The sequence below is a fragment of the Denitratisoma sp. agr-D3 genome (assembly GCF_054658675.1).
The window spans coordinates 229,725-254,990 of record NZ_BAAGIA010000001.1 but is presented as its reverse complement, the minus strand read 5'-3'; the positions used below and the strand labels follow the sequence as shown (position 1 = coordinate 254,990).

At 65.7% G+C, this 25,266-nt stretch carries 27 protein-coding genes; 20 read left to right on the top strand and 7 right to left on the bottom strand.

The features are described 5' to 3' along the window. Positions 1 to 289 precede the first annotated feature (289 nt). From ACYQ2U_RS01180 to ACYQ2U_RS01095, 18 genes are all read left to right on the top strand, one after another. Positions 290 to 3,358, top strand: coding sequence for a bifunctional diguanylate cyclase/phosphodiesterase (locus ACYQ2U_RS01180; RefSeq protein WP_459948506.1), 3,069 nt, complete (start codon positions 290 to 292; stop codon positions 3,356 to 3,358). Between the two features lie 42 nt (positions 3,359 to 3,400). Further along, positions 3,401 to 3,754: a divalent-cation tolerance protein CutA gene (gene cutA / locus ACYQ2U_RS01175; protein WP_459948505.1), complete on the top strand. Its 354-nt coding sequence runs from the start codon at positions 3,401 to 3,403 to the stop codon at positions 3,752 to 3,754. Beyond that, complete coding sequence (gene dsbD, locus ACYQ2U_RS01170) at positions 3,748 to 5,511, top strand: protein-disulfide reductase DsbD (protein WP_459948504.1); 1,764 nt, start codon at positions 3,748 to 3,750, stop codon at positions 5,509 to 5,511. The genes cutA and dsbD overlap by 7 nt, the downstream gene beginning before the upstream one ends. A gap of 24 nt (positions 5,512 to 5,535) precedes the next feature. Beyond that, entirely contained in the window at positions 5,536 to 6,147 is a 612-nt protein-coding gene (locus ACYQ2U_RS01165; protein WP_459948503.1) for a riboflavin synthase, read from the top strand. Positions 6,148 to 6,251: 104 nt separating this feature from the next. Then, the gene (gene ribBA / locus ACYQ2U_RS01160) at positions 6,252 to 7,361 is read left to right on the top strand and encodes a bifunctional 3,4-dihydroxy-2-butanone-4-phosphate synthase/GTP cyclohydrolase II (protein WP_459948502.1); all 1,110 of its coding nucleotides are present in this window, start codon (positions 6,252 to 6,254) and stop codon (positions 7,359 to 7,361) included. A gap of 10 nt (positions 7,362 to 7,371) precedes the next feature. Continuing rightward, on the top strand, positions 7,372 to 7,842 hold the full coding sequence (gene ribH / locus ACYQ2U_RS01155) for a 6,7-dimethyl-8-ribityllumazine synthase (RefSeq protein ID WP_459948501.1): 471 nt from the start codon (positions 7,372 to 7,374) through the stop codon (positions 7,840 to 7,842). After that, positions 7,839 to 8,267, top strand: coding sequence for a transcription antitermination factor NusB (gene nusB, locus ACYQ2U_RS01150; protein WP_459948500.1), 429 nt, complete (start codon positions 7,839 to 7,841; stop codon positions 8,265 to 8,267). The genes ribH and nusB overlap by 4 nt, the downstream gene beginning before the upstream one ends. A gap of 31 nt (positions 8,268 to 8,298) precedes the next feature. Beyond that, complete coding sequence (gene thiL, locus ACYQ2U_RS01145) at positions 8,299 to 9,264, top strand: thiamine-phosphate kinase (RefSeq protein WP_459948499.1); 966 nt, start codon at positions 8,299 to 8,301, stop codon at positions 9,262 to 9,264. A gap of 26 nt (positions 9,265 to 9,290) precedes the next feature. Continuing rightward, positions 9,291 to 9,827 carry a phosphatidylglycerophosphatase A family protein gene (locus tag ACYQ2U_RS01140; protein ID WP_459948498.1) on the top strand — a complete coding sequence of 179 codons (537 nt, stop codon included), beginning with the start codon at positions 9,291 to 9,293 and terminating at the stop codon, positions 9,825 to 9,827. After that, complete coding sequence (locus ACYQ2U_RS01135) at positions 9,827 to 10,330, top strand: CinA family protein (protein WP_459948497.1); 504 nt, start codon at positions 9,827 to 9,829, stop codon at positions 10,328 to 10,330. Before ACYQ2U_RS01140 ends, ACYQ2U_RS01135 begins: the two co-directional genes overlap by 1 nt. A gap of 61 nt (positions 10,331 to 10,391) precedes the next feature. Continuing rightward, positions 10,392 to 11,411: a recombinase RecA gene (gene recA / locus ACYQ2U_RS01130; RefSeq protein ID WP_459948496.1), complete on the top strand. Its 1,020-nt coding sequence runs from the start codon at positions 10,392 to 10,394 to the stop codon at positions 11,409 to 11,411. Beyond that, a complete protein-coding gene (gene recX / locus ACYQ2U_RS01125; protein ID WP_459948495.1) occupies positions 11,380 to 11,862 on the top strand; it encodes a recombination regulator RecX in 483 nt (160 codons plus the stop codon). Before recA ends, recX begins: the two co-directional genes overlap by 32 nt. Continuing rightward, positions 11,856 to 12,617 (top strand): LPS export ABC transporter ATP-binding protein, encoded by a 762-nt coding sequence (gene lptB / locus ACYQ2U_RS01120; RefSeq protein ID WP_459948494.1) that lies wholly within the window; start codon positions 11,856 to 11,858, stop codon positions 12,615 to 12,617. The genes recX and lptB overlap by 7 nt, the downstream gene beginning before the upstream one ends. 27 nt (positions 12,618 to 12,644) lie before the next feature. Beyond that, entirely contained in the window at positions 12,645 to 14,102 is a 1,458-nt protein-coding gene (locus tag ACYQ2U_RS01115; RefSeq protein ID WP_459948493.1) for an RNA polymerase factor sigma-54, read from the top strand. A gap of 17 nt (positions 14,103 to 14,119) precedes the next feature. Beyond that, positions 14,120 to 14,449 (top strand): ribosome hibernation-promoting factor, HPF/YfiA family, encoded by a 330-nt coding sequence (gene hpf, locus ACYQ2U_RS01110; protein ID WP_459948492.1) that lies wholly within the window; start codon positions 14,120 to 14,122, stop codon positions 14,447 to 14,449. 97 nt (positions 14,450 to 14,546) lie between these two features. Further along, positions 14,547 to 15,005 carry a PTS IIA-like nitrogen regulatory protein PtsN gene (gene ptsN, locus ACYQ2U_RS01105; RefSeq protein ID WP_459948491.1) on the top strand — a complete coding sequence of 153 codons (459 nt, stop codon included), beginning with the start codon at positions 14,547 to 14,549 and terminating at the stop codon, positions 15,003 to 15,005. Then, a complete protein-coding gene (gene hprK, locus ACYQ2U_RS01100; RefSeq protein ID WP_459948490.1) occupies positions 14,990 to 15,928 on the top strand; it encodes an HPr(Ser) kinase/phosphatase in 939 nt (312 codons plus the stop codon). Before ptsN ends, hprK begins: the two co-directional genes overlap by 16 nt. Positions 15,929 to 15,994: 66 nt before the next feature. Then, positions 15,995 to 16,318 carry a PsiF family protein gene (locus tag ACYQ2U_RS01095; RefSeq protein WP_459948489.1) on the top strand — a complete coding sequence of 108 codons (324 nt, stop codon included), beginning with the start codon at positions 15,995 to 15,997 and terminating at the stop codon, positions 16,316 to 16,318. A 67-nt stretch (positions 16,319 to 16,385) separates the two neighbouring features. Here ACYQ2U_RS01095 and ttcA read toward each other — a convergent pair whose 3' ends face one another. From ttcA to tcdA, 3 genes are all read right to left on the bottom strand, one after another. Further along, positions 16,386 to 17,330: a tRNA 2-thiocytidine(32) synthetase TtcA gene (gene ttcA, locus ACYQ2U_RS01090; protein ID WP_459948488.1), complete on the bottom strand. Its 945-nt coding sequence runs from the start codon at positions 17,328 to 17,330 to the stop codon at positions 16,386 to 16,388. 6 nt (positions 17,331 to 17,336) lie between these two features. After that, positions 17,337 to 18,110: a pteridine reductase gene (locus tag ACYQ2U_RS01085; protein WP_459948487.1), complete on the bottom strand. Its 774-nt coding sequence runs from the start codon at positions 18,108 to 18,110 to the stop codon at positions 17,337 to 17,339. A gap of 210 nt (positions 18,111 to 18,320) precedes the next feature. Then, positions 18,321 to 19,103, bottom strand: coding sequence for a tRNA cyclic N6-threonylcarbamoyladenosine(37) synthase TcdA (gene tcdA / locus ACYQ2U_RS01080; RefSeq protein WP_459948486.1), 783 nt, complete (start codon positions 19,101 to 19,103; stop codon positions 18,321 to 18,323). A 25-nt stretch (positions 19,104 to 19,128) separates the two neighbouring features. On the opposite strand from tcdA, the gene ACYQ2U_RS01075 reads away from it, so the two are divergent. Then, positions 19,129 to 20,298 (top strand): class I SAM-dependent methyltransferase, encoded by a 1,170-nt coding sequence (locus tag ACYQ2U_RS01075; protein WP_459948485.1) that lies wholly within the window; start codon positions 19,129 to 19,131, stop codon positions 20,296 to 20,298. A 116-nt stretch (positions 20,299 to 20,414) separates the two neighbouring features. Continuing rightward, the gene (locus ACYQ2U_RS01070; RefSeq protein ID WP_459948484.1) at positions 20,415 to 21,047 is read left to right on the top strand and encodes a hypothetical protein; all 633 of its coding nucleotides are present in this window, start codon (positions 20,415 to 20,417) and stop codon (positions 21,045 to 21,047) included. 61 nt (positions 21,048 to 21,108) lie between these two features. Here the strand turns inward: ACYQ2U_RS01070 and ACYQ2U_RS01065 are convergent, their stop codons facing one another. The 4 genes from ACYQ2U_RS01065 to can form a co-directional block, all read right to left on the bottom strand. After that, complete coding sequence (locus ACYQ2U_RS01065; protein ID WP_459948483.1) at positions 21,109 to 22,089, bottom strand: AAA family ATPase; 981 nt, start codon at positions 22,087 to 22,089, stop codon at positions 21,109 to 21,111. A gap of 334 nt (positions 22,090 to 22,423) precedes the next feature. Further along, complete coding sequence (locus tag ACYQ2U_RS01060) at positions 22,424 to 23,659, bottom strand: MFS transporter (protein ID WP_459948482.1); 1,236 nt, start codon at positions 23,657 to 23,659, stop codon at positions 22,424 to 22,426. A gap of 10 nt (positions 23,660 to 23,669) precedes the next feature. Continuing rightward, the gene (locus ACYQ2U_RS01055) at positions 23,670 to 24,581 is read right to left on the bottom strand and encodes an ROK family protein (RefSeq protein ID WP_459948481.1); all 912 of its coding nucleotides are present in this window, start codon (positions 24,579 to 24,581) and stop codon (positions 23,670 to 23,672) included. Then, positions 24,581 to 25,240, bottom strand: a complete 660-nt coding sequence (gene can, locus ACYQ2U_RS01050; protein WP_459948480.1) for a carbonate dehydratase — start codon at positions 25,238 to 25,240, stop codon at positions 24,581 to 24,583. The genes ACYQ2U_RS01055 and can overlap by 1 nt, the downstream gene beginning before the upstream one ends. Positions 25,241 to 25,266: the final 26 nt, after the last annotated feature.

Below are 25,266 nucleotides of genomic sequence, written 5' to 3'. Positions count from 1 at the left end.
AACAGTTCAGCGAACCCGGGCCGACGCGGTGTCTACGACGACTACTACGACTACGCTGCCGACGACGGCCGAAACCCGCTCGCCCGACGAGGGGAAAGGGTTGTTGGCGGAGGCGGTGGGCAGGTTCATCGGCGGTAAGGGTTCGGGGGTTGCAAAAGGCCCGACCATTATGCGCGCCCCGGTACGGCTTCCGCAAGTCCCCACAGAAAGTGCATGTTCTGGGAAAATCGGTCTTTCGGCCCTGATCAAGGGGCCGCCGAGGTACCAGGCGGAAAACAACGGGGATTCCGTGAATAGAGACTTGGACACCACTCGCCGCTTACAGGCACTCAAGACGATCCGCCCCTGGGTCGCCCGGATGCTTGTCGTCTCCTTGCTCGCCACCGCCGGGTTGATGGGCTATTTGCTCTGGTCCAGCTATCAGGATGCCCTGCTACTGGGCCGAACCACCACCCGCAACATGGCCTGGGTGCTGGAATCCCGCCTGGATGCCACCCTGCGCCGGGTGGATGCCCTGCTGGAAAAACGGGCATCCAACCTGGCCCGAACTCCGTCGATGATGGATGTCGCCCAGGCCCCGCGCCACCAGCTTGCCCTGACGGCCGCCCTGCAACAGGATCTGGTCAATTTCCACGAAGTGGTGAGCCTGCGCGTGTTCGATGCCCAGGGGCGATTACTCTACAACTCCGAACCCCCGCCCTGGCCGGAAAACGACGTCGCCGACCGCAAATACTTCCGCGCCCTGAAGGCCGACGCCACCCTGGGCCGGGTGTTCTCGGAAGTCGTCTATTCACGCTTCGATGACCAGCCCGTGTTCGTGGTGGCGATGCCGATCCGGGCCGCCACGGGCCGTTTCCTCGGTGTGGCCACCGCCGCCATCAACCTGAGCGACCTGTCCGCCCTGTTGCGCTCCATCGAGCTCGGCCGCGACGGTGTCATCAGCATCCGCCGCAGCGACGACTTCCGCCTCGTGCTGCGCTGGCCGCCCCTCCCCGACCAGATCAATACCCCCCTGGCCCCCAACCATCCCAACCGCCTGGCCGTGGAGGCGGGAGAAAAGACCCACACCTCCACGCTCCATTCCCAAAGCGACGGCACCCTGCGGATTTTCAGCCTGCGCGTCCTGGAAAATCACCCCTTCTCCGTCGTCGTGGGCGTTTCCGTCAGCGACGCGCTGGCGGGCTGGTACCGCCGCCTGAGCATCGTCATGATCGCCGGCACCTGGATTCTGCTGCTCTGTCTTTCCCTGTTCCTGACCTTGCGCAGGCGGGGACGGGAACTGATCGCGGCCCACGACTCCCTGGAAAAGAGCGCGGCGGAACTGCGGGACAACGAGCAGCGTTTCCGCACCCTGTTCGAGGAGGCGCCCATCGGCCACATCCTCACCCGGGCCAGCGACGGCCGCTTCCTTGCCAGCAACCAGGCCTATTCCGACCTCAGCGGCTACGCCAAGGAAGCCCTGGACAAGCTCAGCTCCTGGGACCTGGTGCCCGATAGCGAAGGGGAGGACGAGCAGCACGGCTTGCAGATCCTCAAGCAAACGGGCCGCTTCGGCCCCGTTGAAAAGCACCTGCTGCACCGGGACGGCCATTGGGTGCCGGTGCGCCAGCAGAGCCGCATCGTGCCGGGCTGGAACGGCGAAGACCAGATTCTCTCGGTGGTGGAAAGCATCGCCGGCCAAAAGCAGGCGGAAGAGCGTATCCATCTGCTGGCCAACGTTTTCCAATACAGCGGCGAGGCGATCCTGATCACCGACCGGGACAACCGCATCGTCGACGTCAACACCGCCTTTACCCGCATGACCGGCTATGGCGCCGACGAGGTGCTGGGCAAGGACCCCAAGCTCCTCGCCTCGGGCCGCAATACGGCGCGGGAATACCAGGTCATGTGGCGCGCCATCAAGGAGCAGGGGCGCTGGCAGGGGGAATTGTGGGACCGGCACAAGGACGGCCACGTCTATCCCAAGTGGATCACCATTTCCACCATCGTCGATGGCAACGGCGACATCAGCCACTACATCGCCAGTTTCACCGACATCACCGAACACAAGGCGGCCGAGGAGCGCATCCACTACATTGCCCACCACGATGCCCTGACCAAGCTGCCCAACCGTCTCAGCCTGCAAGGCCGGCTGGAACAGGCCCTGGCCAGCGCCCGCCGCGAGGGTAGCCATCTGGCGGTGATGTTCGTGGACCTGGACCGGTTCAAGATCATCAACGACACCCTGGGTCACCACGTGGGCGATGACCTGCTGGTGGAAGTGGCCCAGCGCCTGCGCGAGAGCGTGCGGGAAAGCGATATCGTGGCCCGTCTCGGTGGCGACGAATTCGTCATCGCCGTGGTCGGCACCGCCGTCGCCGAGGCGGCCCTGGTGGCAACCAAGGTGCTCAACACCCTGTCCCAGCCCTATGTCATGGAGGGCACCGAACTCCACTCCACCCCCAGCATCGGCATCAGCCTGTTCCCCGAGGACGGCGAGGACGTGGAAACCCTGATGAAGAACGCCGACACCGCCATGTACCACGCCAAGGCCATGGGACGGAACAACTTCCAGTTCTTCCACCAGACCATGACCGAAATGGCGACGGAGCGCCTGCTGATCGAAACCCATCTACGCCAGGCCCTGGCGCGCAATGAATTCGTCCTTCACTACCAGCCCCAGATCGACGCCGAAACCCATCGCGTGGTCAGCGTCGAGGCCCTGATCCGCTGGCGCCACCCCGACCGGGGCATGATGCTGCCCTTCAAGTTCATCCCGGTCGCCGAGGAATCGGGCCTGATCGGATTGATCGGCGCCTGGGGCCTCAACGAGGCCCTGCGCCAACTCAAGCAATGGCGCGAGGCAGGCATCGACACGCTGCGCATGGCGGTGAACATCTCCGCCAGCCAATTGCGCGACCCGCTGCTGGCCGACCACATCCGCGACTTGCTGGCCCAGTACGGCCTGACGGGGCGGGACCTGGAACTGGAAATCACCGAGAGCGTGGCCATGCACGACCCGGCCAAGAGCGCGGCCCTGATGAACCAGCTCCATGCCCTGGGCGTGGAACTGACCATCGACGACTTCGGCACCGGCTATTCCTCCCTGGCCTACCTCAAGCAACTGCCCCTGGATCGGCTCAAGCTGGACCGCTCCTTCGTCTCCGACATCGAACACGACCCCAACGACGCGGCCATCTGCACCGCCACCATTTCCCTGGCCCACAGTCTGAATCTCGCCGTGGTGGCCGAGGGCGTGGAAACCCTGGCGCAGATGGATTACCTCAAGCGGCTGGGCTGCAACTTGCTGCAAGGCTATCTGTTCAGCAAGCCCCTGCCCGCCGACAAGTGCCTGCCCTTCCTGCGGGCCAATACCTAGCCTCCCCGAGGCCCTGGCCCATGGCGGGTAGAATCGCCCGCCATGGAACCCGCCACCCCGCCCAGCCCCGTTCTGCTGGTCCTGACCAACCTGCCCGACGCCGATGCCGCCCGCATGCTTGCCAGCCGGCTGGTGGAAGGACGGCTGGCGGCCTGCGTCAACCTCCTGGCGCCCTGCACCTCGGTCTATCGCTGGCAAGGGCAAATCGAAGCTGCGACGGAAGTGCCGCTGCTGATCAAGACCACGGCGGCCCGCTACCCGGCCCTGGAAGCGGCCATCCGGGAAAACCACCCCTATGAACTTCCCGAGATCATCGCGGTCCCAATCGCGACCGGCCTGCCCGCCTACCTGGGCTGGGTCGTTGCAGAAACCACACCGAACGACACCCCATGCTGACCCGCCAGTTTTTCCGTAGCCTCCTCTGCCTGTTTCTCTTCCTCATGCCCTGGCTGGCCCAGGCCGGCCAGGAGCCCCTGCCGCCGGAACAGGCCTTCCAGGCCAGCGCCCGCTTCCTCGACCCGGCCACGGTGGAAGTGCGCTACGACATCGCCCCGGGCTACTACCTCTACCGGGACAAGTTCCAGTTCGCCGTCGCCACGGGGGCCGGCACCCTGGGCACACCGATCTTCCCCAAAGGCGAGACCAAGGACGATCCTAATTTCGGCAAGGTGGAAGTGTTCCACCAGTCCTTCGCCGTCAAGCTGCCCGTCAGCGGCGCCGGCAACCCGCTCAGCCTGAAACTGGGCTTCCAGGGCTGCGCCGACATGGGCATCTGCTACCCCCCCATGAGCCCCGTGGTGGATGTGGAAGCGGCCGGCACGGCCGCAACGAACAAGGCCAGCAACACCCTGGGCGGCGACAATAATGGCAACGAAACTTCACGCATCGCCCGCCTGCTCCAGGGCAACCTGTGGCTGGCCCTGATCAGTTTCTTCGGTTTTGGCCTGCTGCTCTCCTTCACCCCCTGCATGCTGCCCATGGTGCCCATCCTCTCCGGCATCATCGTCAATCACGGCCACGCTGTCAGTCATGCCCGCGCCTTCGTCCTGTCCCTCGCCTACGTGCTGGGCATGGCCATCACCTACGCCCTGGCCGGCGTCGCCGCCGGCCTGTCCGGCACCCTGCTCTCCAGCGCCTTGCAAAACGCCTGGGTGCTGGGGGGCTTCGCCCTGGTGTTCGTGGTGTTGTCCCTCTCCATGTTCGGCTTCTACGAACTGCAACTGCCCAGCAGCCTGCAAAGCCGCCTATCCGACACGGCCAACCACCGGGGCGGCAACCTGCCCGCCCTGTTCATCATGGGCGCCCTCTCAGCCCTGATCGTCGGCCCCTGCGTCGCCGCGCCCCTGGCCGGCGCCCTGCTCTACATCGCCAAGACCGGCAACGCCCTGCTCGGCGGCACGGCCCTGTTCGCCCTGGCCTTGGGCATGGGTGTGCCGCTGCTGGCGGTGGGCCTGTTCTCCCGTTCCCTGTTGCCCCACACCGGCCCCTGGATGGAATCGGTGAAAAAATTCTTCGGCGTGCTGCTGCTGGCCACGGCCCTCTGGCTGGTGTCGCCGGTACTGCCGATCTGGCTGGTGATGCTGGGTTGGGCGGCTCTGCTGATCGTGCCTGCCATCTACTTGCGGGCCATCGACCCGCTGCCGCCCCACGCCAATCACTGGCACCGTTTCTGGAAGGGCATCGGCCTGCTCATGCTGCTGGCCGGCGCGGCCCTGGTGGCCGGCGTTGCCGGCGGTTCCCGCGACCCCTTGAAGCCCTTGGGCTTCCTCGCCCCGGCCAACGCCAGCGTCAGCCGCGAAGTACATTTCGACACCGTGCGCACCGTGGCGGAACTGGACGCCCGCCTGCAAAAAGCCGACAAGCCCGTGCTGCTGGACTTCTACGCGGACTGGTGCGTGAGCTGCAAGGAGATGGAGCGCAACACCTTCAGCGATCCGGCGGTTCAGCAACGCTTCGCCACCATGACCCTGTTGCGGGCCGACGTTACCGCCGCCAACGACGCCGACTACGAACTGCTCAAGCGCTTCAGCCTGTTCGGTCCGCCGGGTATCATCTTCTTCGATCGTTCCGGCCAGGAACTGACGGACCTGCGGGTCGTCGGCTACCAGGCGCCGGCAGAGTTCCTGGCGGTACTCGACCGCCTCCCCCATTGACGTCCTGATTGCGGAGATTCATCCATGTTCACCGGCATCGTTGCCGCCACCGGCAAGATCACCCACGTGCAGCCCCTGGAAAAGGGCGTGCGCCTCACCATTCAAGCCCCGGCCCTGGGCCTGGACGACATCGGCCTCGGTGATTCCGTGGCCCACAACGGCGTCTGCCTCACCGTCATCGAGAAGGCCGGCGACAGCTACAAGGTGGATGTTTCCAAGGAAACCCTGGACTGCACCGTGGGCCTGGATGGCGCCAGCAACAATGCCGAAGTGAACCTGGAAAAAGCCATGCAACTCACCGACCGCCTCGGCGGCCACCTGGTCAGCGGCCATGTGGACGGCGTGGGCGAAGTGCTCAAGTTCGAGAAGATCAGCGAATCCCACGAGCTAGTGATCCGCGCCCCCAAGGCCTTGGCCAAGTACATCGCGCGCAAGGGCTCGGTGACGGTGAACGGCGTGTCCCTCACCACCAACACCGTGGACGGCACCGACTTTTCCATCAACCTGATTCCCCACACGGTACAGGTCACCACCCTCAAGTACCTGAAAGCCGGCGCCGGGGTGAATCTGGAGGTGGACCTGATCGCCCGCTACTGCGAGCGCCTGCTCACCGCCGACAAGGAACTAGCCGGCTGACCGCCCAAGCTCGCCACGGCAGGGCCGATCGTCAACAATCGGCCCCGTCCGGTTTTGGGGCGTAAAATGCGCCCCTTTTCCCCTACACCCTTTACACCCCGCCCATGAGCGACATCAGCCCCATTTACGACATCATTGCCGACATCCGCGCCGGCAAGATGGTGATCCTCGTGGACGAGGAAGACCGGGAGAACGAAGGCGACATCGTCGTCGCCGCCGAGTTCGTGACTCCCGAAGTCATCAACTTCATGGTCAAGCACGCCCGCGGCCTGGTATGTCTGACCCTGACCGAAGCGCGCTGCAAGCAACTCAACCTGCCGCCCATGGTGCAGGACAACCGCACCCCCCACGGCACCGCCTTCACCGTTTCCATCGAGGCCGCCGAGGGCGTCACCACCGGTATTTCCGCCTTCGACCGGGCCCGCACGGTGCAGGCCGCCGTGGCCCGGGACGCCAAGCCTTCCGACTTGGTACAACCCGGCCACATCTTCCCCCTCACCGCCCAGAACGGCGGCGTGCTGGTGCGCGCCGGCCATACCGAGGCCGGCAGCGACCTGGCCCGTCTGGCCGGGCTGGAACCGGCCTCCGTCATCTGCGAGGTGCTCAAGGACGACGGCACCATGGCCCGCCTGCCGGACCTGATCGAATTCGCCAAGGAACACGGTCTCAAGATCGGCACCATCCGCGATCTGATCCACTACCGCAATGCCAATGAAAAGCTGGTGGAGCGGGTCTCCACCCGCCAGGTGCGGGGAACCCATGGCGACTTCACCCTCCACGCCTATCTGGACAAGACCAGCGACGAGGTGCATTTCGCCCTGACCAAGGGCGAGATCAAGCCGGACCAGGAAGTGCTGGTGCGGGTGCACCAGCCCCTGTCCATCCTCGATTTTCTCGACTTCCAGGGCCAGCCCTACAGCTACAGCATCGACCAGGCCATGCGCACCATCAATGCCAAGAACGGCGTGCTGGTGCTGTTGCAGCGGCAGCCCTCCCGTAGCGCCATCATGGCCGCCCTCGGCGCCAGCACCAGCGACGGCGGCAGCAATCCGGCCCGCTGGGACAACCGCCTGTTCGGCACCGGCGCCCAGATCCTGCGCGACCTGGGCGTGGGCAAGATGCGCCTGATGGGCAACCCCCAGCGCATTCCCAGCATGGCCGGCTTCGGCCTGGAAGTGACGGGCTATCTCGCGCCCGACAACGCCAACAAATAAAGGAACCCACATGGCTCGCCGCGAATTCCGCGAACTGGAATCCAATCTCTCCGCCGCCGGGCTGCGCTTCGGCATTGCTCTTTCCCGCTTCAACGAGGAGATCGGCGACGGCCTGCTCTCCGGCGCCAGCGACGAACTGGCCAAGCTGGGCGCCAACGCCGACGACGTGACCCTGGTCACCGTACCCGGTGCCCTGGAACTGCCCCTGGTGCTGCAAACCATGGCCAAGAGCGGCAAGTACGACGCCCTGATCGCCCTCGGTTGCGTCATCCGTGGCGAGACCTACCACTTCGAGGTGGTGTCCAACGAATCCTCCCGGGGCATCACCGAGGCCCAGCTGTTCACCGGCGTACCCATCGCCAACGCCGTGCTCACCGTCGAGAACGACGACCAGGCCCGCGTGCGCATGGTGCAGAAGGGCCGCGAAGCCGCCCAGTGTGCGGTGGAAATGGCCCACCTGCTGAAGGCGGTGCGTTCATGAGCGGCAAGAACTCCCGCCGCAAGGCCCGCGAATTCGTCGTCCAGGGGCTCTACCAGTACCTGATCGGCGGCCAGGACGAAGCCGCCATCCAGGTGCAGACCGAGGCCGTGCCCGGTTTCGACAAGGCCGACACCGAGCTGTTCAAGTCCCTGCTGCACGAAACCCTGCTCCACGCCGCCGACCTGCAAACCCTGATCGCGCCCCACATCACCCGCGCCTGGGAAGACGTATCCCCCATCGAGCGGGGCATCCTGCTGCTGGCCACCTGCGAGCTCAAGCACCACATCGAGACGCCTTACCGGGTCATCATCAACGAGGCCATCGAGCTGACCAAGACCTTTGGCGGCACCGACGGCCACCGTTTCGTCAACGGCGTGCTGGACAAGCTGGCCCCGGAACTGCGGGCCGCCGAAGCGCGCAAGTAGGCTGCCTCGCCCACCCCACCCGGAGGCGCCCATGCCGTCCGAGTTCTCCCTGATCGAACGCTACTTCACCCGCCCCGCACGGTCCGCCGTGCTGGGCGTGGGAGACGATTGCGCCCTGCTGGTCCCCAGCCCCGGCCAGGAACTGGCGGTATCCACCGACCTGCTGGTGACGGGTACCCACTTTCTTGCCGATGCCGAGCCCGAGGCCCTGGGCTGGAAGACCCTGGCGGTCAACGTCTCCGACATCGCCGCCATGGGCGGCACGCCCCGCTGGGCCACCCTGAGCCTGGCCCTATCGGCGACCACGGCGGCGGACGAAGCCTGGCTGGCTGCCTTCGCCCGGGGCTTTTTCGCCTGCGCCGACGCCTTCGACGTTGAACTGATCGGCGGCGACACCACCCGCGGTCCCCTGACCCTGGGCGTCACCATCCTCGGCGAGATACCGGCGGGCCAGGCCCTGCGCCGTAGCGGTGCCCACGCCGGCGACGATGTCTGGGTCTCCGGCACGCCGGGCCGGGCCGCCCTGGGCCTGAGCCAGGTGCAAGGCCGCGTCGCCCTACAAGACGCCACGGACTGCCTGACCGCCCTGCACCGCCCGCAACCCCGGGTTGCCCTCGGCCTCGGCCTGCGCGGCCTGGCCAGCGCCTGCATCGACGTGTCCGACGGCTTGCTGGCGGACCTGGGCCATATCCTCGAACGCTCCAACCTCGCCGCTACGCTGCACGTAGAAGCCCTGCCCCTGGGCCTGCTGCCCGCGGACGCGCCGCCAGATCTGGCCCTCGACAGCCTGCTGGCCGGCGGCGACGATTACGAGCTGGCCTTCACCGCCCCCCCGTCACAGCGCCCGGCCCTGCTGGCCTTGGCCGCCTCCCTTCACCTGCCCCTGCACCGCATCGGCACGACCGAAGCCGGCCCCGCCGGCGACCTGCGTCTGCTGGATGCCCAGGGGCAGCCCCTCCCCGTCCGCCGACGGGGGTACGATCACTTCGTTCCCTAGCCCCTCATCACCAGCTCCTGACAGCCATGGCCAAGAATCCTCCGCCCCCCCTCAAATTCCTCTTCACCGATCCGGCCCACCTGGTGGCCTGCGGCTTCGGCAGCGGGTTGTCCACCTTCGCCCCGGGCACCGTCGGTACCGCCTTCGCCTGGGCCAGCTACCCGCTGCTGCGCTTCGTCTTTCCCTCCGATCCAGTCTGCCTGCTGGCCCTGTTCTTTCTCTTTGTCTTCGGCGTCTATGCCTGCCACGTCACCGGCCGGCGGCTGGGGGTGGTGGACCACGGCTCCATCGTCTGGGACGAAATCGTCCCCTTCTGGGGCGTGCTGATGTTCTGTCCGCCGGCCCTGATGCCCTCGCCCCACGGCTACTACTTCTCCCTGGACGGTTTGCTCTGGCAGACAGCGGCCTTCTTCCTGTTCCGCCTGTTCGACATCATCAAGCTGCCGCCGGCGGGCTTTTTCGACCGCCAGGTGAAGAACGGCTTCGGCGTGATGATGGACGACCTGATGGCCGCCGGCCATACCGTCCTCGTCCTGGCCCTGCTCAAGCGCCTGCTGGGCTGATGCCGGCCATGGACCCGCGCCTGGCCGACCTTTCCGCCCGGGTCGGAGCCGCCCTGGCGGCCCGGGGACTGACCCTGGCCACGGCCGAATCCTGCACCGGCGGCTGGGTGGCCCAGGTGCTGACCCACACCGCCGGCAGTTCGGCCTGGTTCGAGCGGGGCTTCGTCACCTATTCCAACGAGGCCAAGCAGGAAATGCTCGGCGTCCCCGTCGCCACCCTGGAAAACCACGGCGCGGTGAGCCTGGAAACCGCCGCCGCCATGGCCCTGGGCGCGCTGCAAAACTCCAAGGCTTTGATTTCACTGTCGATTACCGGCATCGCCGGGCCGACGGGTGGCTCACCGGGTAAGCCAGTGGGTACCGTATGCTTCTCTTGGTGCTTCCGGGGCGAAGCGCCCCGGAATCGTCGCCGACGCTTCGGCGGTGACCGGGAAACCGTTCGCTATCAAGCACTTGTCTTCGCCCTCGAACAACTGCTGGCGCTCCTTGCCAAAAAGCCCTAGCGGGGCGGCAAGAAGCGTGCCATTCATGCCATAATCGGCCCAATCATTGAAAGGACACTCCATGGACGACAACAAGGCAAAGGCCCTCCAGGCCGCCCTGGCCCAGATCGAAAAACAATTCGGCAAGGGCTCCATCATGAAGATGGGCGAAGGCCAGATCGAAAACGATATCCAGGCGGTTTCCACCGGCTCCCTGGGCCTGGACATCGCCCTGGGCATCGGCGGCCTGCCCCGTGGCCGCGTCGTCGAAATCTACGGCCCGGAATCCTCCGGCAAGACCACCCTGTGTTTGCAGGTGGTGGCTGAAGTTCAAAAACTGGGCGGCGTGGCCGCCTACATCGACGCGGAAAACGCCCTCGACCCGGTCTATGCCGGCAAGCTGGGCGTCAACGTGCCCGACCTGCTGATCTCCCAGCCCGACACCGGCGAGCAGGGCCTGGAAATCGCCGACATGCTGGTGCGTTCCGGCGGCGTGGACCTGATCGTGATCGACTCCGTCGCCGCCCTGACGCCCAAGGCCGAAATCGAGGGTGAAATGGGCGACCAGCTGCCCGGCCTGCAAGCCCGCCTGATGTCCCAAGCCCTGCGCAAGCTCACCGCCAACATCAAGCGCACCAACACCCTGGTCATCTTCATCAACCAGATCCGCATGAAGATCGGCGTCATGTTCGGCAACCCGGAAACCACCACCGGCGGCAACGCCCTCAAGTTCTACGCTTCCGTGCGCATGGACATCCGCCGCACCGGCGCCATCAAGAAGGGCGAGGAAGTGATCGGCAACGAAACCCGCGTCAAGGTGGTGAAGAACAAGGTGGCCCCTCCCTTCCGCGAAGCCCACTTCGACATCCTCTACGGCGAGGGCATCTCCCGCGAGGGCGAAGTGGTGGAACTGGGCGTGGAAAACAAGATCGTCGAGAAGTCCGGCGCCTGGTATTCCTACAACGGCGAGAAGATCGGCCAGGGCAAGGACAACGCCCGCGAATACCTGCGGGAACATCCCGAGATCGCCGTGGAAATCGAGAACAAGGTGCGCGCAGCACTGGGCGTCAATGCAATCCCCACCGCGAACAGCGAAGACTAAGGAACCCCTGAGCGTCGGCGAGCTGAAGGCCAAGGCCGTTCGGCTCCTGGCGCGCCGGGAACACAGCCGCGCCGAACTGCTGCGCAAGCTGTCCCCCCACGGCAACCCCGAGGACATTGAAACCGTGCTGGCCGATCTGCAACGCCACAACCTGCAATCCGACGCCCGCTTCGCCGAAAGCTACGTGCGTAGCCTGGGCGAGCGCTTCGGCGTCGCCAAGCTGCGCCACACCCTGCGCGGCAAGGGCATCGCCACCGAGGTGGTGGAGGCGGAACTGGGCAAGGCCGACCTGGCGGACGATAGCGAGCGGGCCCGGGCCGTGTGGGCCAAGAAATTCGCAGCGGCACCGACGGACGCCAAGGAATGGGCCCGCCAAGCCCGCTTCCTCCAGTCCCGGGGCTTTGCCACGGACGTCATCCGCCGCGTGTTGAAGGAACTGGACGCATGTTGAGCGACACCTCCACCCTGCCGCCGGTCCGGCTTTCCGCCAGCAACCTGCGCAAGAAATACAAGTCCCGCACCGTGGTCAAGGACGTGTCCTTCGACGTGGGCAGCGGCGAAGTGGTGGGCCTGCTGGGCCCCAACGGCGCCGGCAAGACCACCTGTTTCTACATGATCGTCGGCCTGGTTTCCGCCGACGGCGGCGAGATTGGCCTGGAAAGCCCGGGCGCCCGCGACCGGCTGACCCACATGCCGATCCACCGCCGCGCCCACCTGGGCCTGTCCTACCTGCCCCAGGAGAACTCGGTGTTCCGCCGCCTCACCGTGGCCGAGAACATCCGCGCCGTGCTCGAATTGCAAAATCTCACGCCCCAGCAGATCGAGGGCCACCTGGACGAACTGCTGCAAGAACTGCACATCTCCCACATCAAGGACAGTCCGGCCATCGCCCTTTCCGGTGGCGAACGGCGCCGGGTGGAAATCGCCCGGGCCCTGGCCACCAGTCCCCGCTTCATCCTGCTGGACGAACCCTTTGCCGGCGTTGACCCCATCGCCGTGCTGGATATTCAAAAGATCATCGGCTTCCTCAAGGCGCGCAACATCGGCGTGCTGATCACCGACCACAACGTGCGGGAAACCCTGGGCATCTGCGACCGCGCCACCATCATCAACGAGGGCGAGGTGCTGACTTCGGGCACGCCGGAGGAAATCATTCATAATGAAAACGTACGCCGTGTCTATCTCGGAGAAAATTTCCGCATGTAGGGCCCAGGGCCCGGCGGCAGCACAACGATGAAACAATCGCTTCAGCTCAGAGTTTCCCAACACCTGGCGCTCACGCCCCAGTTGCAGCAGTCCATCAAGCTGCTGCAACTATCCACCTTGGAGCTCAACCAGGAAATCGAGCAGTTCCTCCAGGACAATCCCCTGTTGGAACGGGATGAGCCCGCCAGCGACATGAGCAGCTACACCCCCGGTGGCGACGCCTTGCAAACCCCGCAAACCGTCACCACGCCGGCCGAGAGCGAAACCACCCCGGCCAGCGACAACAACGATGAACTGAGCTGGGGCAACGACTTCGGCACCCCGGGCAGCGGCAACAGCAACCGCGACCCCAACGACGACAACGACACCGATGCCGGTGAAATCCAGGCGGCCGCCACCAGCCTCGGCGACCACCTGCTGACCCAGCTGGCCATGACCCAACTGCCGCCCCGGGACCGCGCCCTGGTGGCCTTCCTGATCGAAGCCCTGGACGACGACGGCTACCTGGCCCAACCCTTGGAAGAGCTGGTGGACGTATTGCCGGAGGAACTGGGGGATGACCCGGAGGAGCTGCTGGAGGAACTCCAGATCGCCCTGCGTCACGTGCAGAATTTCGACCCCACCGGCGTCGGCGCCCGCAGCCCGCGCGAATGCCTGCTGCTGCAATTGGCCGTGATGCCCAAGACGCCGGTGCATGAACTGGCCACGGCCATCGTCGCCGGCCACCTGGAGCAACTGGCGGCCCGCGACTTCGCCCGCATCAAGAAGGCCCTGGGTTGCAACGACGACGCCCTGCGCGACGCCCAGAACATGATCAAGGGCCTCAACCCCCGTCCCGGCGCCCAGTACGCGGCCCTGGACACCCGCTACGTCACCCCCGACGTGATGGTGCGCAAATACCGGGGACGCTGGACCGCCAACCTGAACTCCGACGCCATGCCGCGCCTGCGCATCAACCGGCTCTACGCCGAGCTGCTGCGGCAGAACCGGGGCAGCGCCTCCTCCGGCCTGTCCGGCCAGTTGCAGGAAGCCAAGTGGCTGATCAAGAACGTGCAGCAACGCTTCGACACCATCCTCCGGGTCAGCCAGGCCATCGTGGACCGGCAGCGGGCCTTCTTCGACCACGGCGAGGTGGCGATGCGTCCCCTCACCCTGCGCGAGATCGCCGACACCCTGGGCCTGCACGAGTCCACCATCTCCCGGGTCACCACGCAAAAGTACCTTGCCAGCCCCCGGGGCGTGTACGAACTCAAATACTTTTTCGGCAGTCACGTGTCCACCGACACCGGCGGCGCCGCATCGAGCACCGCCATCCGCGCCCTGATCAAGCAGCTGGTCGGGGCCGAGGACGGGCAAAAACCCCTTTCCGATGCGCGAATTGCAGAAATCCTCGGTGAACAGGGTATCGTGGTGGCGCGGCGGACCGTCGCCAAGTACCGCGAGTCCTTGAACATACCGCCGGTCAACCTCAGAAAGACTATCTAAAGAGAGAAGGAGGCATCATGAATCTCAACATCACCGGTCATCATGTGGAAGTCACCCCCGCGATCCGTGAATACGTTAGCGGCAAAGTGGAAAAGGTCATCCGCCACTTCGACCACGTCACCAGCACCCACGTCATTCTCTCCGTGGACAAGACCAAGCAGAAGGCTGAAATCACCCTGCACGTGAAGGGCAAGGACATCCACGCCGACGCCGTGGGCGAGAACCTCTACGCCTCCATCGACGCGATGGTGGACAAGCTGGACCGGCAAGTGGTCAAGCACAAGGAAAAGGTCACCGACCACAACCACGACAAGCGCGCCACCGGCGCCGCCAATCCCGCCGAATAAGCCGGCCCTGCCCGGGAATGCCGAAGTCCCCCCGGATCGCCGGCATTCCCGATCCGTCCCGCCACGGCGGGGTTCTTCAGGGGTTGTCCATCCACCCATGAATCAGATCGCCAAAATCCTGCCCCTCGACAATGTCGTGGCGGACCTGGAAGCCAGCAGCAAAAAAAGGGCATTCGAACAGGCCGGCCTGCTGTTCGAGAACAACCACGGCATCGCCCGCGCCACGGTTTACGACGCCCTGTTCGACCGGGAAAAACTCGGCTCCACCGGCCTCGGCCAGGGCATCGCCATTCCCCACGGTCGCATCAAGGGCCTCAAGGAAGCCCGCGGCGCCTTCCTGCGCCTGGCGGCGCCGGTACCCTACGAGGCTCCCGACGGCCAGCCGGTGAACCTGATGTTCGTCCTCCTGGTACCCGAGGCGGCCACGGAAAAGCATTTGCAACTGCTGTCCGAACTGGCCCAGATGTTTTCCGACAAGGCCTTCCGCGAAGGCCTGCTCTCCGCCCCCGACAACGCGGCCCTGCACGGCCTGTTCCAGCAATGGCACGCAAGCTGACGGTCGCCGACCTCTACGCGGCCCAGGGCGAATTCCTCACCCTGAGCCACATCTGCGGCGACATCGGCCGCAGCATCGCCACGCCCCGGGACGACATTTCCCCGGCGGACATCGTCGGCCACTTGAACCTGATCCACCCGGAGCGCATCCAGGTGTTCGGCATCCCCGAACTGGTCTGGGCGGCCAAGCAGCCGGAAGACAAGCTGCGCCACCAGATCCACGAAATCATGCAGGCCCCCTGCCCCGCCGTCATCGTCGCCGACAACTGCGGCGTGCCCGACGTGCTGCGCCAGGAATGTGAAGCCACCAACACTCCGCTGCTGGTGTCGCCCCAGTCCGCCGCCGTGGTGATCGACGTGCTGCGCCTGCACCTGTCCCGGGTCTTCGCCGAAACCATCGCCCTGCACGGCGTGTTCATGGACGTGCTGGGCCTGGGCGTTCTGCTCACCGGCGACTCCGGCGTGGGCAAGAGCGAGCTGGCCCTGGAACTGCTGACCCGGGGCCACGGCCTGGTGGCCGACGACGTGGTGGAAGTCTCGCGCATCCCTCCCGATGTGCTGGAAGGCCGCTGCCCCGAACTGTTGCAGGACTTCATCGAAGTGCGCGGCCTGGGTTTGCTCAACATCCGCACCGTGTTCGGCGAAACCGCCTGCCGGCGCAAGATGCGCCTGCGCCTGATCTGCTACCTGCAAAAGCCCCAGCCCGGCGTGCCCCAGGCGGCGCGGCTGCCGCTGGATGCCCAGACGGAAACGGTGCTCGGCGTGCCGGTGCGCAAGGTCACCATCCCCGTCGCCGCCGGCCGCAACCTGGCGGTGCTGGTGGAAACCGCCGTGCGTTCGACCATCCTCAAGCTGCGCGGCATCGACTGCATGCAGGAATTCCTCGACCGCCAGCACAAGGCCCTGGCGGGTGACATGAACTAGGCTGCCCGCCAGCCGCCCCGGTTTTCACGATTGCCGTTCCACTCAACCACTGAAGGAGACGCATCCATGAAGAAAATCGCCCTCGCCCTGATCACCGCCACCCTCGCCCTCGGCAGCGTCAACGCCCTGGCCGCCTCCGAGGCCCAGAAGGCCCAGCAGGAAAGGATGAAGTCCTGCAATGCAGACGCCAAGGCCAAGAACCTGTCCGGCCCCGCCCGCAAGGATTTCATGAAGTCCTGTCTGAGCGGCGGCGAAGCCGCCCCGGGTGCCGCCGCCCCCAACGCCCAATGCGAGGAAAAAGCCATGGGCAAGAACGGCAAGCCCCTGGCCGGCGCCGCCAAGGGCGCTTTCATGAAGAAGTGCCAGGCCGAAGCTGCCGCCGCGAAATAAACGGCACGCCGCCAACAAAAAAGGCCGGGAGTCCCCGGCCTTTTTTATTGCCCGTGCAACACAGGAGTCATTCGTCGTCCATCGCCATCAGCGGGATCACGCCAGGGGCCACGGGCATTTCCTGGTCGAACACCACGTCGCCCTCGGCATCGGGAATGCCGGTGGTCTTCAGATTCTTGAAGTCGAACAATTGGTGGTCCATCAGGTGGGAGGGCGTGACCCGGCCCAGGGCGGCGAACATGTTCTTGATGCGGCCGGGGAAACGCTTGTCCCAATCATTGAGCATCTCCTTCACCACCTGCCGTTGCAGGTTCTCCTGGCTGCCGCAGAGGTTGCAGGGAATGATGGGGAACTGCTGCACCTCGGCCCAGCGCTCCATGTCCTTCTCGCTGCAATAGGCCAGGGGGCGGATCACCATGAACTCGCCGTTGTCGGACACCAGCTTGGGCGGCATGGCCTTCATGCGGCCGCCGAAGAACATGTTGAGAAACAGGGTTTGCAGAATGTCGTCCCGGTGGTGGCCCAGGGCAATCTTGTTGGCGCCCAGTTCCCGTGCCACCCGGTAGAGGATGCCGCGGCGCAGGCGGGAACAGAGGGAGCAGGTGGTCTGGCCCTCGGGGATCACCTTCTTGACGATGGAATAGGTGTCCTGCTCCTCGATGTGGAAGGGCACGCCGATCCGCTTCAGATAGGCGGGCAGCACCTCCTCGGGGAAGCCCGGCTGCTTCTGGTCCAGGTTCACCGCCACGATCTCGAAGTTGATCGGTGCGTGGTCGCGCAGGTGCAGCAGGATGTTGAGCAAGCCGTAGGAGTCCTTGCCGCCGGACAGGCAGACCATCACCTTGTCGCCGTCCTCGATCATGTTGAAGTCGGCGATGGCCTGGCCCACCTGGCGGCGCAGACGCTTGCCCAGCTTGTTGGCCTCGCGCTTCTCCTTTTCCTGGGCGGGAGTGAGGGCGGGCTTGTCGCCGGTGCTGGTGTCGGCAAGGGTTTCGATGGCGGCGTCGGTCATGGCGGATTACTCGGGGATATCGGGTAGGGACAGGTGGGCGGAACGACCGCCATCCACGTGGATGACCTGGCCGGTGATGTAGGGGGCGTCGAACAGCAGGAAGGCCACGGTGCGGGCCACGTCGTCGGCGTTGCCGGGACGTTGCAGCAGGGTGCTGGCGACGATGGCGGCCTGGGTGAAGGCGGAGAACTCGGCGTCGCCCTCGGGCCACTCCACCGGACCGGGGGCCACCGCATTGACCCGGGCCTGGGGCGCCAGTTCCACCGCCAGGGCCCGGGTCAGGCCCAGCAGGCCGGCCTTGGCCGCCGTGTAGGTAGCGTAGCCCCGGTCCGGCTGGTTGGCGTGGATGTCGGTGATGTTCACGATGCTGCCGCCGCTGGCGCGCAGGGCCGGGGCGGCCGCCTGTGACAGGAACAGCGGCCCCTTCAGGTTGCTGCCCATCAACTCGTTCCAGTCGGCTTCGCCGATGCGGCCCAGGGGCGTGGGGAAAAAACTGGAGGCGTTGTTCACCAGCCCGTCGAGACGACCGAAGGTGGCCAGGGTCTTGTCCACCAGGGCGGCCAGGGCGACACAGTCGTCGAGGCTGGCCTGGGCGGTGGCGGCGGAACCCGGCCGCAGGCCGTTGAGTTCGGCCGCCAGGGCCTCGGCCTCGGCCGCCGAGCTGCGGTAATGCAGCATCAGCCGCGCCCCATCGCGATGGAGACGGCGGGCGATGGCGGCACCGACGCGACGGGCGGCGCCGGTGACGAGCACGACAGGAGCGGTTGCGGATGGAGCCACGATGGAGGGCGAAAAATGGTCAGGGGTGGGCAAAGGCGGCATTTTACCCGGCCCCTTCGCCCCCTCCTAGCAGTCATGCGGTCTTCCCCGCTCCGGTGGGAAGCCAGTGACGTTGAGTGCCCAAGACGCTGGGTCCCCGCCTACGCGGGGACGACGCTGGGAGCATTGCCGCCCGCCCCCTAGCCCCTAGCCTCCAGTCCCTGGCCCCTATTAACGTCCCAGCAGGCGATTGAGCACCAGGGCGGCAGCGGCAAAGCCGAAACCGGCGGTGACCGCCACCGAGGAACCGTAGCCGGCGCAGTTGAGGCCCTGGGGCGCCGGCGCGTGCTGTTCACCCGGCACCTCGCACGCCTCGCCGGCCTGAGGGCGGATGATCTGTTCGTCGGAATAGACGCAGGGCAGGCCGAACTTCTTTTTCGGATCGCGGGGGAAACCGTAATCCTTGCGCAGGCTGGCCCGCAGCTTGGAAGCCAGGGCGTCCTGGGTGGTGCGGGAAAGATCGTCCACCTTGACCCGGGTCGGATCGATGCGGCCGCCGGCACCGCCGGTGGTCACCAGCCATTGCCCATGGCGGCGACAATGGGCGGCCAGGGCGGCCTTGGCCCGCACCTGGTCGATGGCGTCGATCACGCCGTCGCAGATGGGCACCAGGTCGGCAATGTTGTCCGGGGTGATGAAGTCGTCCACCTGGCTCACCGCGCAGGCCGGGTTGATCGCGGCCACCCGCTCGGCCATGGCCTGCACCTTGGCCTTGCCCAGGTTGTCCTCCACCGCGTGGAGCTGGCGGTTCATATTGCTCTCGGCAACGTGGTCCAGGTCCACCAGGGTCAGCCGGCCCACGCCGGACCGGGCCAGGGCCTCCACCGCCCAGGAACCCACGCCGCCCAGGCCGATGACGCAAACGTGGGCCGCTTGCAGCCGGGCCAGGGCGTCGGGGCCGTAGAGCCGCGCCATGCCGCCGAAACGACGCTGGTAATCGGGGGAATCAGTCATGGCCGGCATTGTATGATGCCGCGCCATGGAATCCCGACTCCCCGCCCCCTCCGCCGACGCCCAGGCCGCCAGCCAGCGCCTCGTCCAGCACATCGCCGACGAGATCCGCCAGACCGGCGGCTGGATCTCCTTCGCCCGCTACTGGGAACTGGCCCTCTACACCCCGGGCCTCGGCTACTACGCCGGCGGCGCGCAGAAGTTCGGCAGCGCCGCCGAGGGGGGCGACTTCGTCACCGCGCCGGAACTCACGCCCCTCTTCGGCCAGGCCCTGGCGCGCCAAGTGGCGCAGATCACCACCGCTTCCGCGCCGGTGGTGCTGGAAGCCGGCGCCGGCAGCGGCAAGCTGGCCGCCGACCTGCTGCTGGCCCTGGCCGCCCTGGACCAGGCGCCGACGCGCTACCTGATCCTGGAACTGTCCGGCGAACTGCGGGCCCGGCAGCGGGACACCATCGCCCGCCTGGCACCGGATCATCTGGCGCGGGTGCAGTGGCTCGATGCCCTGCCGCACACCTTTTCCGGCTGCGTCGTCGGCAACGAAGTGCTGGACGCCATGCCGGTGCACCGCCTGCACTGGCACGAAGAAATGGGCTTACAGGAAATCGGCGTGACCCTGGCCGCCGACGGCACCTTCGCCGAAACGGAACGCCCCGCCGGCGATGCCCTGCGCCGGAGCGTGGCCGACATCGTCGTGCCCCTCGGCTATCGCGGCGAAGTGAGCCTCGCCGTCCGCGCCTGGATGGGCGAATGGGGACGCCGCATCGAACAGGGCGGCCTGCTGCTGATCGACTACGGCCTGCCCCGCCACGAGCTCTACCATGCCCAGCGGGACGGTGGCACCGTGCGCTGCCACTACCAGCACCGCAGCCACGACGATCCCTACTGGTATCCCGGTCTGTCGGACATCACCGCCCACGTGGACTTCACCGCCGTGGCCGAGGCCGGCTTCGGTGCCGGGCTGGACGTGCTGGGCTACACCACCCAGGCCAGCTTCCTCATGAACTGCGGCATCGCCGACCTGCTCGCCCAACGCCAGCGCGAGGACAACCCCGCCGGCGCGGTGAAGGCCAGCGGCGCGCTACAACTGCTGATGTCCCCCAACGAAATGGGCGAACTGTTCAAGGTCATCGCCCTGGGCCGCGGCATCGCCGGCCCGCTGCTGGGCTTCAGTCGCGGGGACAAGACGCATACGCTGTGAGTCTGAAAGACTTTCGATCAAGCGACATACATATGGTCTAAGTTTGTATCCAAGATTTTTTACTGGAATATCACCATGGGCACTTCGTCAATCTTATAAAGAACGATACAAATCGAATGCCGAATGAATCAGTACCCGTCATTTTCACGCCTGACGATGAGCCCTACCTTGGCCGGCAATTGCTATTTCACTTTGATCAGCTCATTAGCTCAGTGCTGAAGTTAAATACAGCAACCGCCCCAACCTCTCACGGCCGTCACCTTACAGACCATCAAGAAATGGCCTGTCAAGTAATAGCGCAATCCCTCAGCATTGCGCTGTCCATCCGAGAACTAATTCGTCAAGGCTATCTTTTTGGCGGACATGTTCTTCTTCGCCCTCTTGTTGAGAGGCAAACGATTCTTTTCTATCTTCATCTACACCCTGAAGAGATAGAAAAGTGGAAACGCGGATGGCATCAAGGCGATGCCCCAGGACTTGCAAAAATGATTGAAGAGATTCAAAAAAAACTACAACGCGAAGAAATCATTAGCGGCAAAAAAATAACTGCGGCAATGAACAGTCTCATGCATGCAAAACCGGACTCCGCTCAATGGAACCTTGTCCCCCTCGGAACAGACGCTGCGGGACATGCTGTTTCAAAAATTCTCAACCGTCCTGATCTCTGTGACGAGCTTTGCGCAGAAGTGATTCCAGTTCTTGCGATTATCCAAGCAATGATCTCCGCTTACTTCCCCGTTGAAGAATAACGAAAAGCCAAAAGGGAAAGGGATTCTCTTTAACAATCGCGCTTCATCACTCTGACCATCCTCACTCCAAAAACCCCATCGTCTTCCGCGTCGCGCCCCGCAGGCCGCTGCGGGCCGGTTCCAGATCCTCCGCACGCAATACGTCCCGGCCCGCCAGCTTGGCGTTGCCAAAGGCGGCCATCAGGCGCTTGCGCATGTCCCGTGGCGGCACGCTGGCCAGGGCCTCCATCACGGCGGAGGGCGGCTCCTCGCTGAAACCCCAGTCATGGTCGGCGAGGATTTCCCGGTAGAGGCGGCAGGCGATGCGGTAGGCGGCGTCGCCGTCGGGGCGGGGCACGTCGTAGACGTTCATGCGATTGAGGATGGGCTCGGGCAGGTTGCGCTCGTCGTTGGCGGTGGAAATCCACAGCACGTGGCTGGCATCCATGTCCACCTCGACGTACTCATCGCGGAAGGCCCGCGCCGTGTCCCGCTCCAGTAGACCGTAGAGGGCGCCGAGGGGGTCGTAGCGGCTGTCGCCGCCGGCCTTGTCCACCTCGTCCAGCACCATCACCGGGTTGGCGTATTCGCCGTTGATCAGGGTACTGGCCACCTTGCCCGGCTTGGCGTTGCTCCATTGGCTCGAGGCGCCGGACAGAATCCAGCCGGCGGTGAGGGAACTCATGGGCACGAACTCGTAGCCGGTGCCCAGGGCGTCGGCCAGGCAGCGGGCGAAATGGGTCTTGCCGATACCCGGCTCGCCCAACAGCAGCATGGGCGTGAACTGCACCGGCTCGTTGCCGGAAACCGCCAGGGCCAAATACTTTTTCAGGTCGTCGATGACTTCGCTGAAGTTGGGGCACTGCTCGTAGAGATTGTCGAGGGCGTCGGGATTGGAAGGCTTGATGGCGTAGCGGTTTCCCCCCAGCTTTTTCATTTTTTCGTAAAAGCTGGCCAGGGCCTCGTTGCGGCTGGGCGGGGTGTCGTCCAGGGCCCGGTCCACGTCGGCCAGGGAATAAATTTGCCGCATGTCGGCAAGGGGGATGTGAAAGTCCGTATCCATGATGCTGCCCTCCTCAAGTCCTGACTGCACAAGGCGCGGATTCGGACCGTCCACCTCGCCCCACAACAGTGTTGTCGGGGTGACGGCCCGGAACTCGCCCTGAGAAAAGTCGAGCATATTTGGTGCCAGCAAGTCATCAAGGGGCGCCGGGCGACGTCGGAGGGCTACCGCCCAAGCCAGGATTGGTGCGGGTCTACGGGGTGGCCAAAGGGGCATTGAACGGCACAACTACAGAGCGACGGCCGCGTCTCGGCGCAGCGGTGTTTGTCGCGAAAGGGAGGAATGCCCCATTGTCGGGCACGGGCCGGGAGCATGCCCCCGGCCGTTGAAGGGCTTAGGCGCCCATGTCCACGGGGAGGGTTTGGCGCCGGCCGCCGAGGATGAACCAGACTAGGCTGGCCGCCTGCAAGGCCAGCAGCATGGCCCAGGCCAGGCGCAGGGCGTCGTCCCGATCCAAGCCCCGGGCCTGCCCCGCGTCCACCACCAGGCCGAAACCCCACTGCAAGGCGAAGCCGCAGACGAACACGCCCAGGTTGAGGCAGGTGTTGGCCCGGCCCGACAGATGGCGGGAATAGCCCTGGGCGTGGGCCGCGTAGGACAGATTGGCGGCGGCGAAGACCAGGCCGAACACGGTCCATAGCAGCACACTGGGGGCGGCATCGACGATCAGGACCAGGCTCACAATCAAGGCCAGGGTGTTGCCCACGGTGATGAAGTGGACGGGGGTGATGCCGCGCCGGGTGCAGCGGGTGATGGTGCTGGCGATGAGGATGTAGCCCGTCATCAGCGCCAGGTTGAGCAGCAGCAGATGGAAGGCGGCATGGTGCTGGCTGGCGTCGTTCACCGTCATCAGCCAGGGCACGGCCCAGAGGCTTTGGATGGCGATGAAGCCGCCGATCATCATGCCGGTCTGGGGGGCGAAGCGCCAGAAGTGGCGACAGGCGAGAATGCGCGCCACGCCCTGCAACTGGGCGGCCAGGCCCTCGCCCGTGGCGCCGCTTTCCCTTTCCGGCGTGCGGCTCACGGCCCAGGCCGCGACCACGGCGAGCAGGGCCAGGCCCCAGAAAATGCCGCGCCAGCCCACCAGGGGCAAGAGGAAACTGAAGGGGGCGCTGGCGGTGAGGGCGCCGAGGCCACCCGCCACCATGATGGAGGAACTGAGGGCGGCCTGCCGCTCCGGCGGAAACCAGAGGGAAAACGCCTTGAAGGCGGCCATCAGGCAGGCGGAAACGCCGAGGCCGATCAGGCCCCGGGCCAGGGCCAACTGGCTCAGGTTGCGGCCCAGGGCGAAGGCGGCGCAGCCGGCGGCGCACAGCAGCAGCAAGGCAGCCTCGACCCGGCGCGGACCGAAGCGGTCCAGGGCCATGCCCAGGGGCAGTTGCACCAGGGCGAAGGCGATCAGGTAGGCGCTGGTGAGCAGCCCCAGGTCGGCGGCGGACAAGCCCAATTCCTGGGACAGGTCGGGGGCGATCACCGCGTTGACGGTGCGCAGCAAATAGGAGATGTAATAGCCCAGGGCGTAGGGCAGAAAGATGCGTTGCCAGGCGTGCAGGCCGGTGGGCGTGTTCATGGGGAGGAATTCAGGCTGGCACGGCGGGCCACAACCAGGCCGCGCCGCGCACGCCGGAGGAATCGCCGTGGCGGTGACGGACCAGCCGGGTCGCCACCGTGTCGGAAAAAATATGGGCGCCCCAAAGGCGGGTCACATTGCGGTAAAGCCGCTCGACGTTGGATAGGCCACCGCCGAGGACGATGACCTCCGGGTCGAGGATGTTGATCACCACCGCCAGGGCCCGGGCCAGGCGAGCTTCATAACGTTGCAGGCTGGCCTCGCAGGCCCCGTCCCCCGCCGTCGCTCCGGCGACGATGGCTTCCGCCGTCAGGTCCTGCCCCGTGACGCGACGATGGTCCGCCGCCAGACCGGGGCCGGAGAGGAAGGTCTCGACGCAACCGTGCCGGCCGCAATAGCAAAGCGGAGAGACGTCCTCGCCGTCGACCGGCAATGGGATATGCCCCCACTCCCCGGCAATGCCGTTGACGCCGGCCACGACCTGGCCGTTGACCACAAGGCCGCCACCCACGCCGGTGCCGAGAATGACGCCGAACACCGTGGCCGCCCCCGCCGCCGCGCCGTCCGTCGCTTCCGACAGGGCGAAGCAGTTGGCGTCGTTGGCCAAGCGCACTTCCCGTTGCAGGCGGTGCGCCAAGTCCTGGCGCAGGGGCCGGCCGATCAGGCAGGTGGAATTGGCATTCTTGATCAGGCCCGTCGCCTGGCTTTCGCAGCCGGGAATGCCGACCCCCACGCTGCCCTGCCGTTGCAAGGCCTGCTCGGCCTCGCGCACCAGGGCGACGATGGCGTCCAGGGTGGCTTGGTAATCGCCCTGGGGCGTGGCCACCCGCTTGCGCCACGCCTCCCGACCGTCCTCGCCCAGGGCCAGCAATTCGATCTTGGTACCGCCCAGATCGACGCCCAGCCTCGGCGCTGGCGCCATCAGACGCCGCCGCCGGCGATGTTTTTCAGCGCCGCGTTGTAGAGGGAGGACACTTCATCGGGACCGGAGGCGCTCATCTTCATGTCCCGCGCCAGGCCGTCCTTGAGGCCGTACACCCAGCCGTGCACCGTCAGTTCCTGTTTGCGCGCCCAGGCATCGCGGACCACGGTGGTCTGGGCCACGTTCACCACCTGCTCGACCACGTTGAGTTCGCACAGGCGGTCGACCCGGTCCTCTTCCGCCGTGCCGGCCAGGATCCAGGCGTGTTTGTCGCGCACGTCCTGGATGTGGCGCAGCCAGTTGTCGATCAGGCCCAGCTTCATGTCCTTGAGGGCAGCCTGGACGCCGCCGCAGCCGTAGTGGCCCACCACCATGACGTGGCGCACCTTGAGCACGTCGATGGCGAATTGCAGCACCGACAGGCAGTTGAGGTCGGAGTGCACCACCACGTTGGCAACGTTGCGATGGACGAACACCTCGCCCGGCAACAGGCCGGTGATCTGGTTGGCCGGGACGCGGGAATCGGAACAACCGATCCACAGGTATTCGGGGTTTTGCAGGGTGGCAAGCTTGGAGAAGAACTGGGGGTCCTCGGCGCTGATGCGCTCGGCCCACTCCCGGTTGTTCTTGAACAGGTGAGACAGATCGGCATTACTCATGGGAAGGGTGACTCTCTTTCTGGGTG

Excerpts from the sequence above, each read along its gene's own strand:
- cutA (WP_459948505.1), top strand. The coding sequence starts at position 3,401 with ATGGAACCCGCCACCCCGCCCAGCCCCGTTCTGCTGGTCCTGACCAAC.
- dsbD (WP_459948504.1), top strand. The coding sequence starts at position 3,748 with ATGCTGACCCGCCAGTTTTTCCGTAGCCTCCTCTGCCTGTTTCTCTTC.
- ACYQ2U_RS01165 (WP_459948503.1), top strand. The coding sequence starts at position 5,536 with ATGTTCACCGGCATCGTTGCCGCCACCGGCAAGATCACCCACGTGCAG.
- ribBA (WP_459948502.1), top strand. The coding sequence starts at position 6,252 with ATGAGCGACATCAGCCCCATTTACGACATCATTGCCGACATCCGCGCC.
- ribH (WP_459948501.1), top strand. The coding sequence starts at position 7,372 with ATGGCTCGCCGCGAATTCCGCGAACTGGAATCCAATCTCTCCGCCGCC.
- nusB (WP_459948500.1), top strand. The coding sequence starts at position 7,839 with ATGAGCGGCAAGAACTCCCGCCGCAAGGCCCGCGAATTCGTCGTCCAG.
- thiL (WP_459948499.1), top strand. The coding sequence starts at position 8,299 with ATGCCGTCCGAGTTCTCCCTGATCGAACGCTACTTCACCCGCCCCGCA.
- ACYQ2U_RS01140 (WP_459948498.1), top strand. The coding sequence starts at position 9,291 with ATGGCCAAGAATCCTCCGCCCCCCCTCAAATTCCTCTTCACCGATCCG.
- ACYQ2U_RS01135 (WP_459948497.1), top strand. The coding sequence starts at position 9,827 with ATGCCGGCCATGGACCCGCGCCTGGCCGACCTTTCCGCCCGGGTCGGA.
- recA (WP_459948496.1), top strand. The coding sequence starts at position 10,392 with ATGGACGACAACAAGGCAAAGGCCCTCCAGGCCGCCCTGGCCCAGATC.
- recX (WP_459948495.1), top strand. The coding sequence starts at position 11,380 with ATGCAATCCCCACCGCGAACAGCGAAGACTAAGGAACCCCTGAGCGTC.
- lptB (WP_459948494.1), top strand. The coding sequence starts at position 11,856 with ATGTTGAGCGACACCTCCACCCTGCCGCCGGTCCGGCTTTCCGCCAGC.
- ACYQ2U_RS01115 (WP_459948493.1), top strand. The coding sequence starts at position 12,645 with ATGAAACAATCGCTTCAGCTCAGAGTTTCCCAACACCTGGCGCTCACG.
- hpf (WP_459948492.1), top strand. The coding sequence starts at position 14,120 with ATGAATCTCAACATCACCGGTCATCATGTGGAAGTCACCCCCGCGATC.
- ptsN (WP_459948491.1), top strand. The coding sequence starts at position 14,547 with ATGAATCAGATCGCCAAAATCCTGCCCCTCGACAATGTCGTGGCGGAC.
- hprK (WP_459948490.1), top strand. The coding sequence starts at position 14,990 with ATGGCACGCAAGCTGACGGTCGCCGACCTCTACGCGGCCCAGGGCGAA.
- ACYQ2U_RS01095 (WP_459948489.1), top strand. The coding sequence starts at position 15,995 with ATGAAGAAAATCGCCCTCGCCCTGATCACCGCCACCCTCGCCCTCGGC.
- ttcA (WP_459948488.1), bottom strand. The coding sequence starts at position 17,330 with ATGACCGACGCCGCCATCGAAACCCTTGCCGACACCAGCACCGGCGAC.
- tcdA (WP_459948486.1), bottom strand. The coding sequence starts at position 19,103 with ATGACTGATTCCCCCGATTACCAGCGTCGTTTCGGCGGCATGGCGCGG.
- ACYQ2U_RS01075 (WP_459948485.1), top strand. The coding sequence starts at position 19,129 with ATGGAATCCCGACTCCCCGCCCCCTCCGCCGACGCCCAGGCCGCCAGC.
- ACYQ2U_RS01070 (WP_459948484.1), top strand. The coding sequence starts at position 20,415 with ATGCCGAATGAATCAGTACCCGTCATTTTCACGCCTGACGATGAGCCC.
- ACYQ2U_RS01065 (WP_459948483.1), bottom strand. The coding sequence starts at position 22,089 with ATGGATACGGACTTTCACATCCCCCTTGCCGACATGCGGCAAATTTAT.
- ACYQ2U_RS01060 (WP_459948482.1), bottom strand. The coding sequence starts at position 23,659 with ATGAACACGCCCACCGGCCTGCACGCCTGGCAACGCATCTTTCTGCCC.
- ACYQ2U_RS01055 (WP_459948481.1), bottom strand. The coding sequence starts at position 24,581 with ATGGCGCCAGCGCCGAGGCTGGGCGTCGATCTGGGCGGTACCAAGATC.
- can (WP_459948480.1), bottom strand. The coding sequence starts at position 25,240 with ATGAGTAATGCCGATCTGTCTCACCTGTTCAAGAACAACCGGGAGTGG.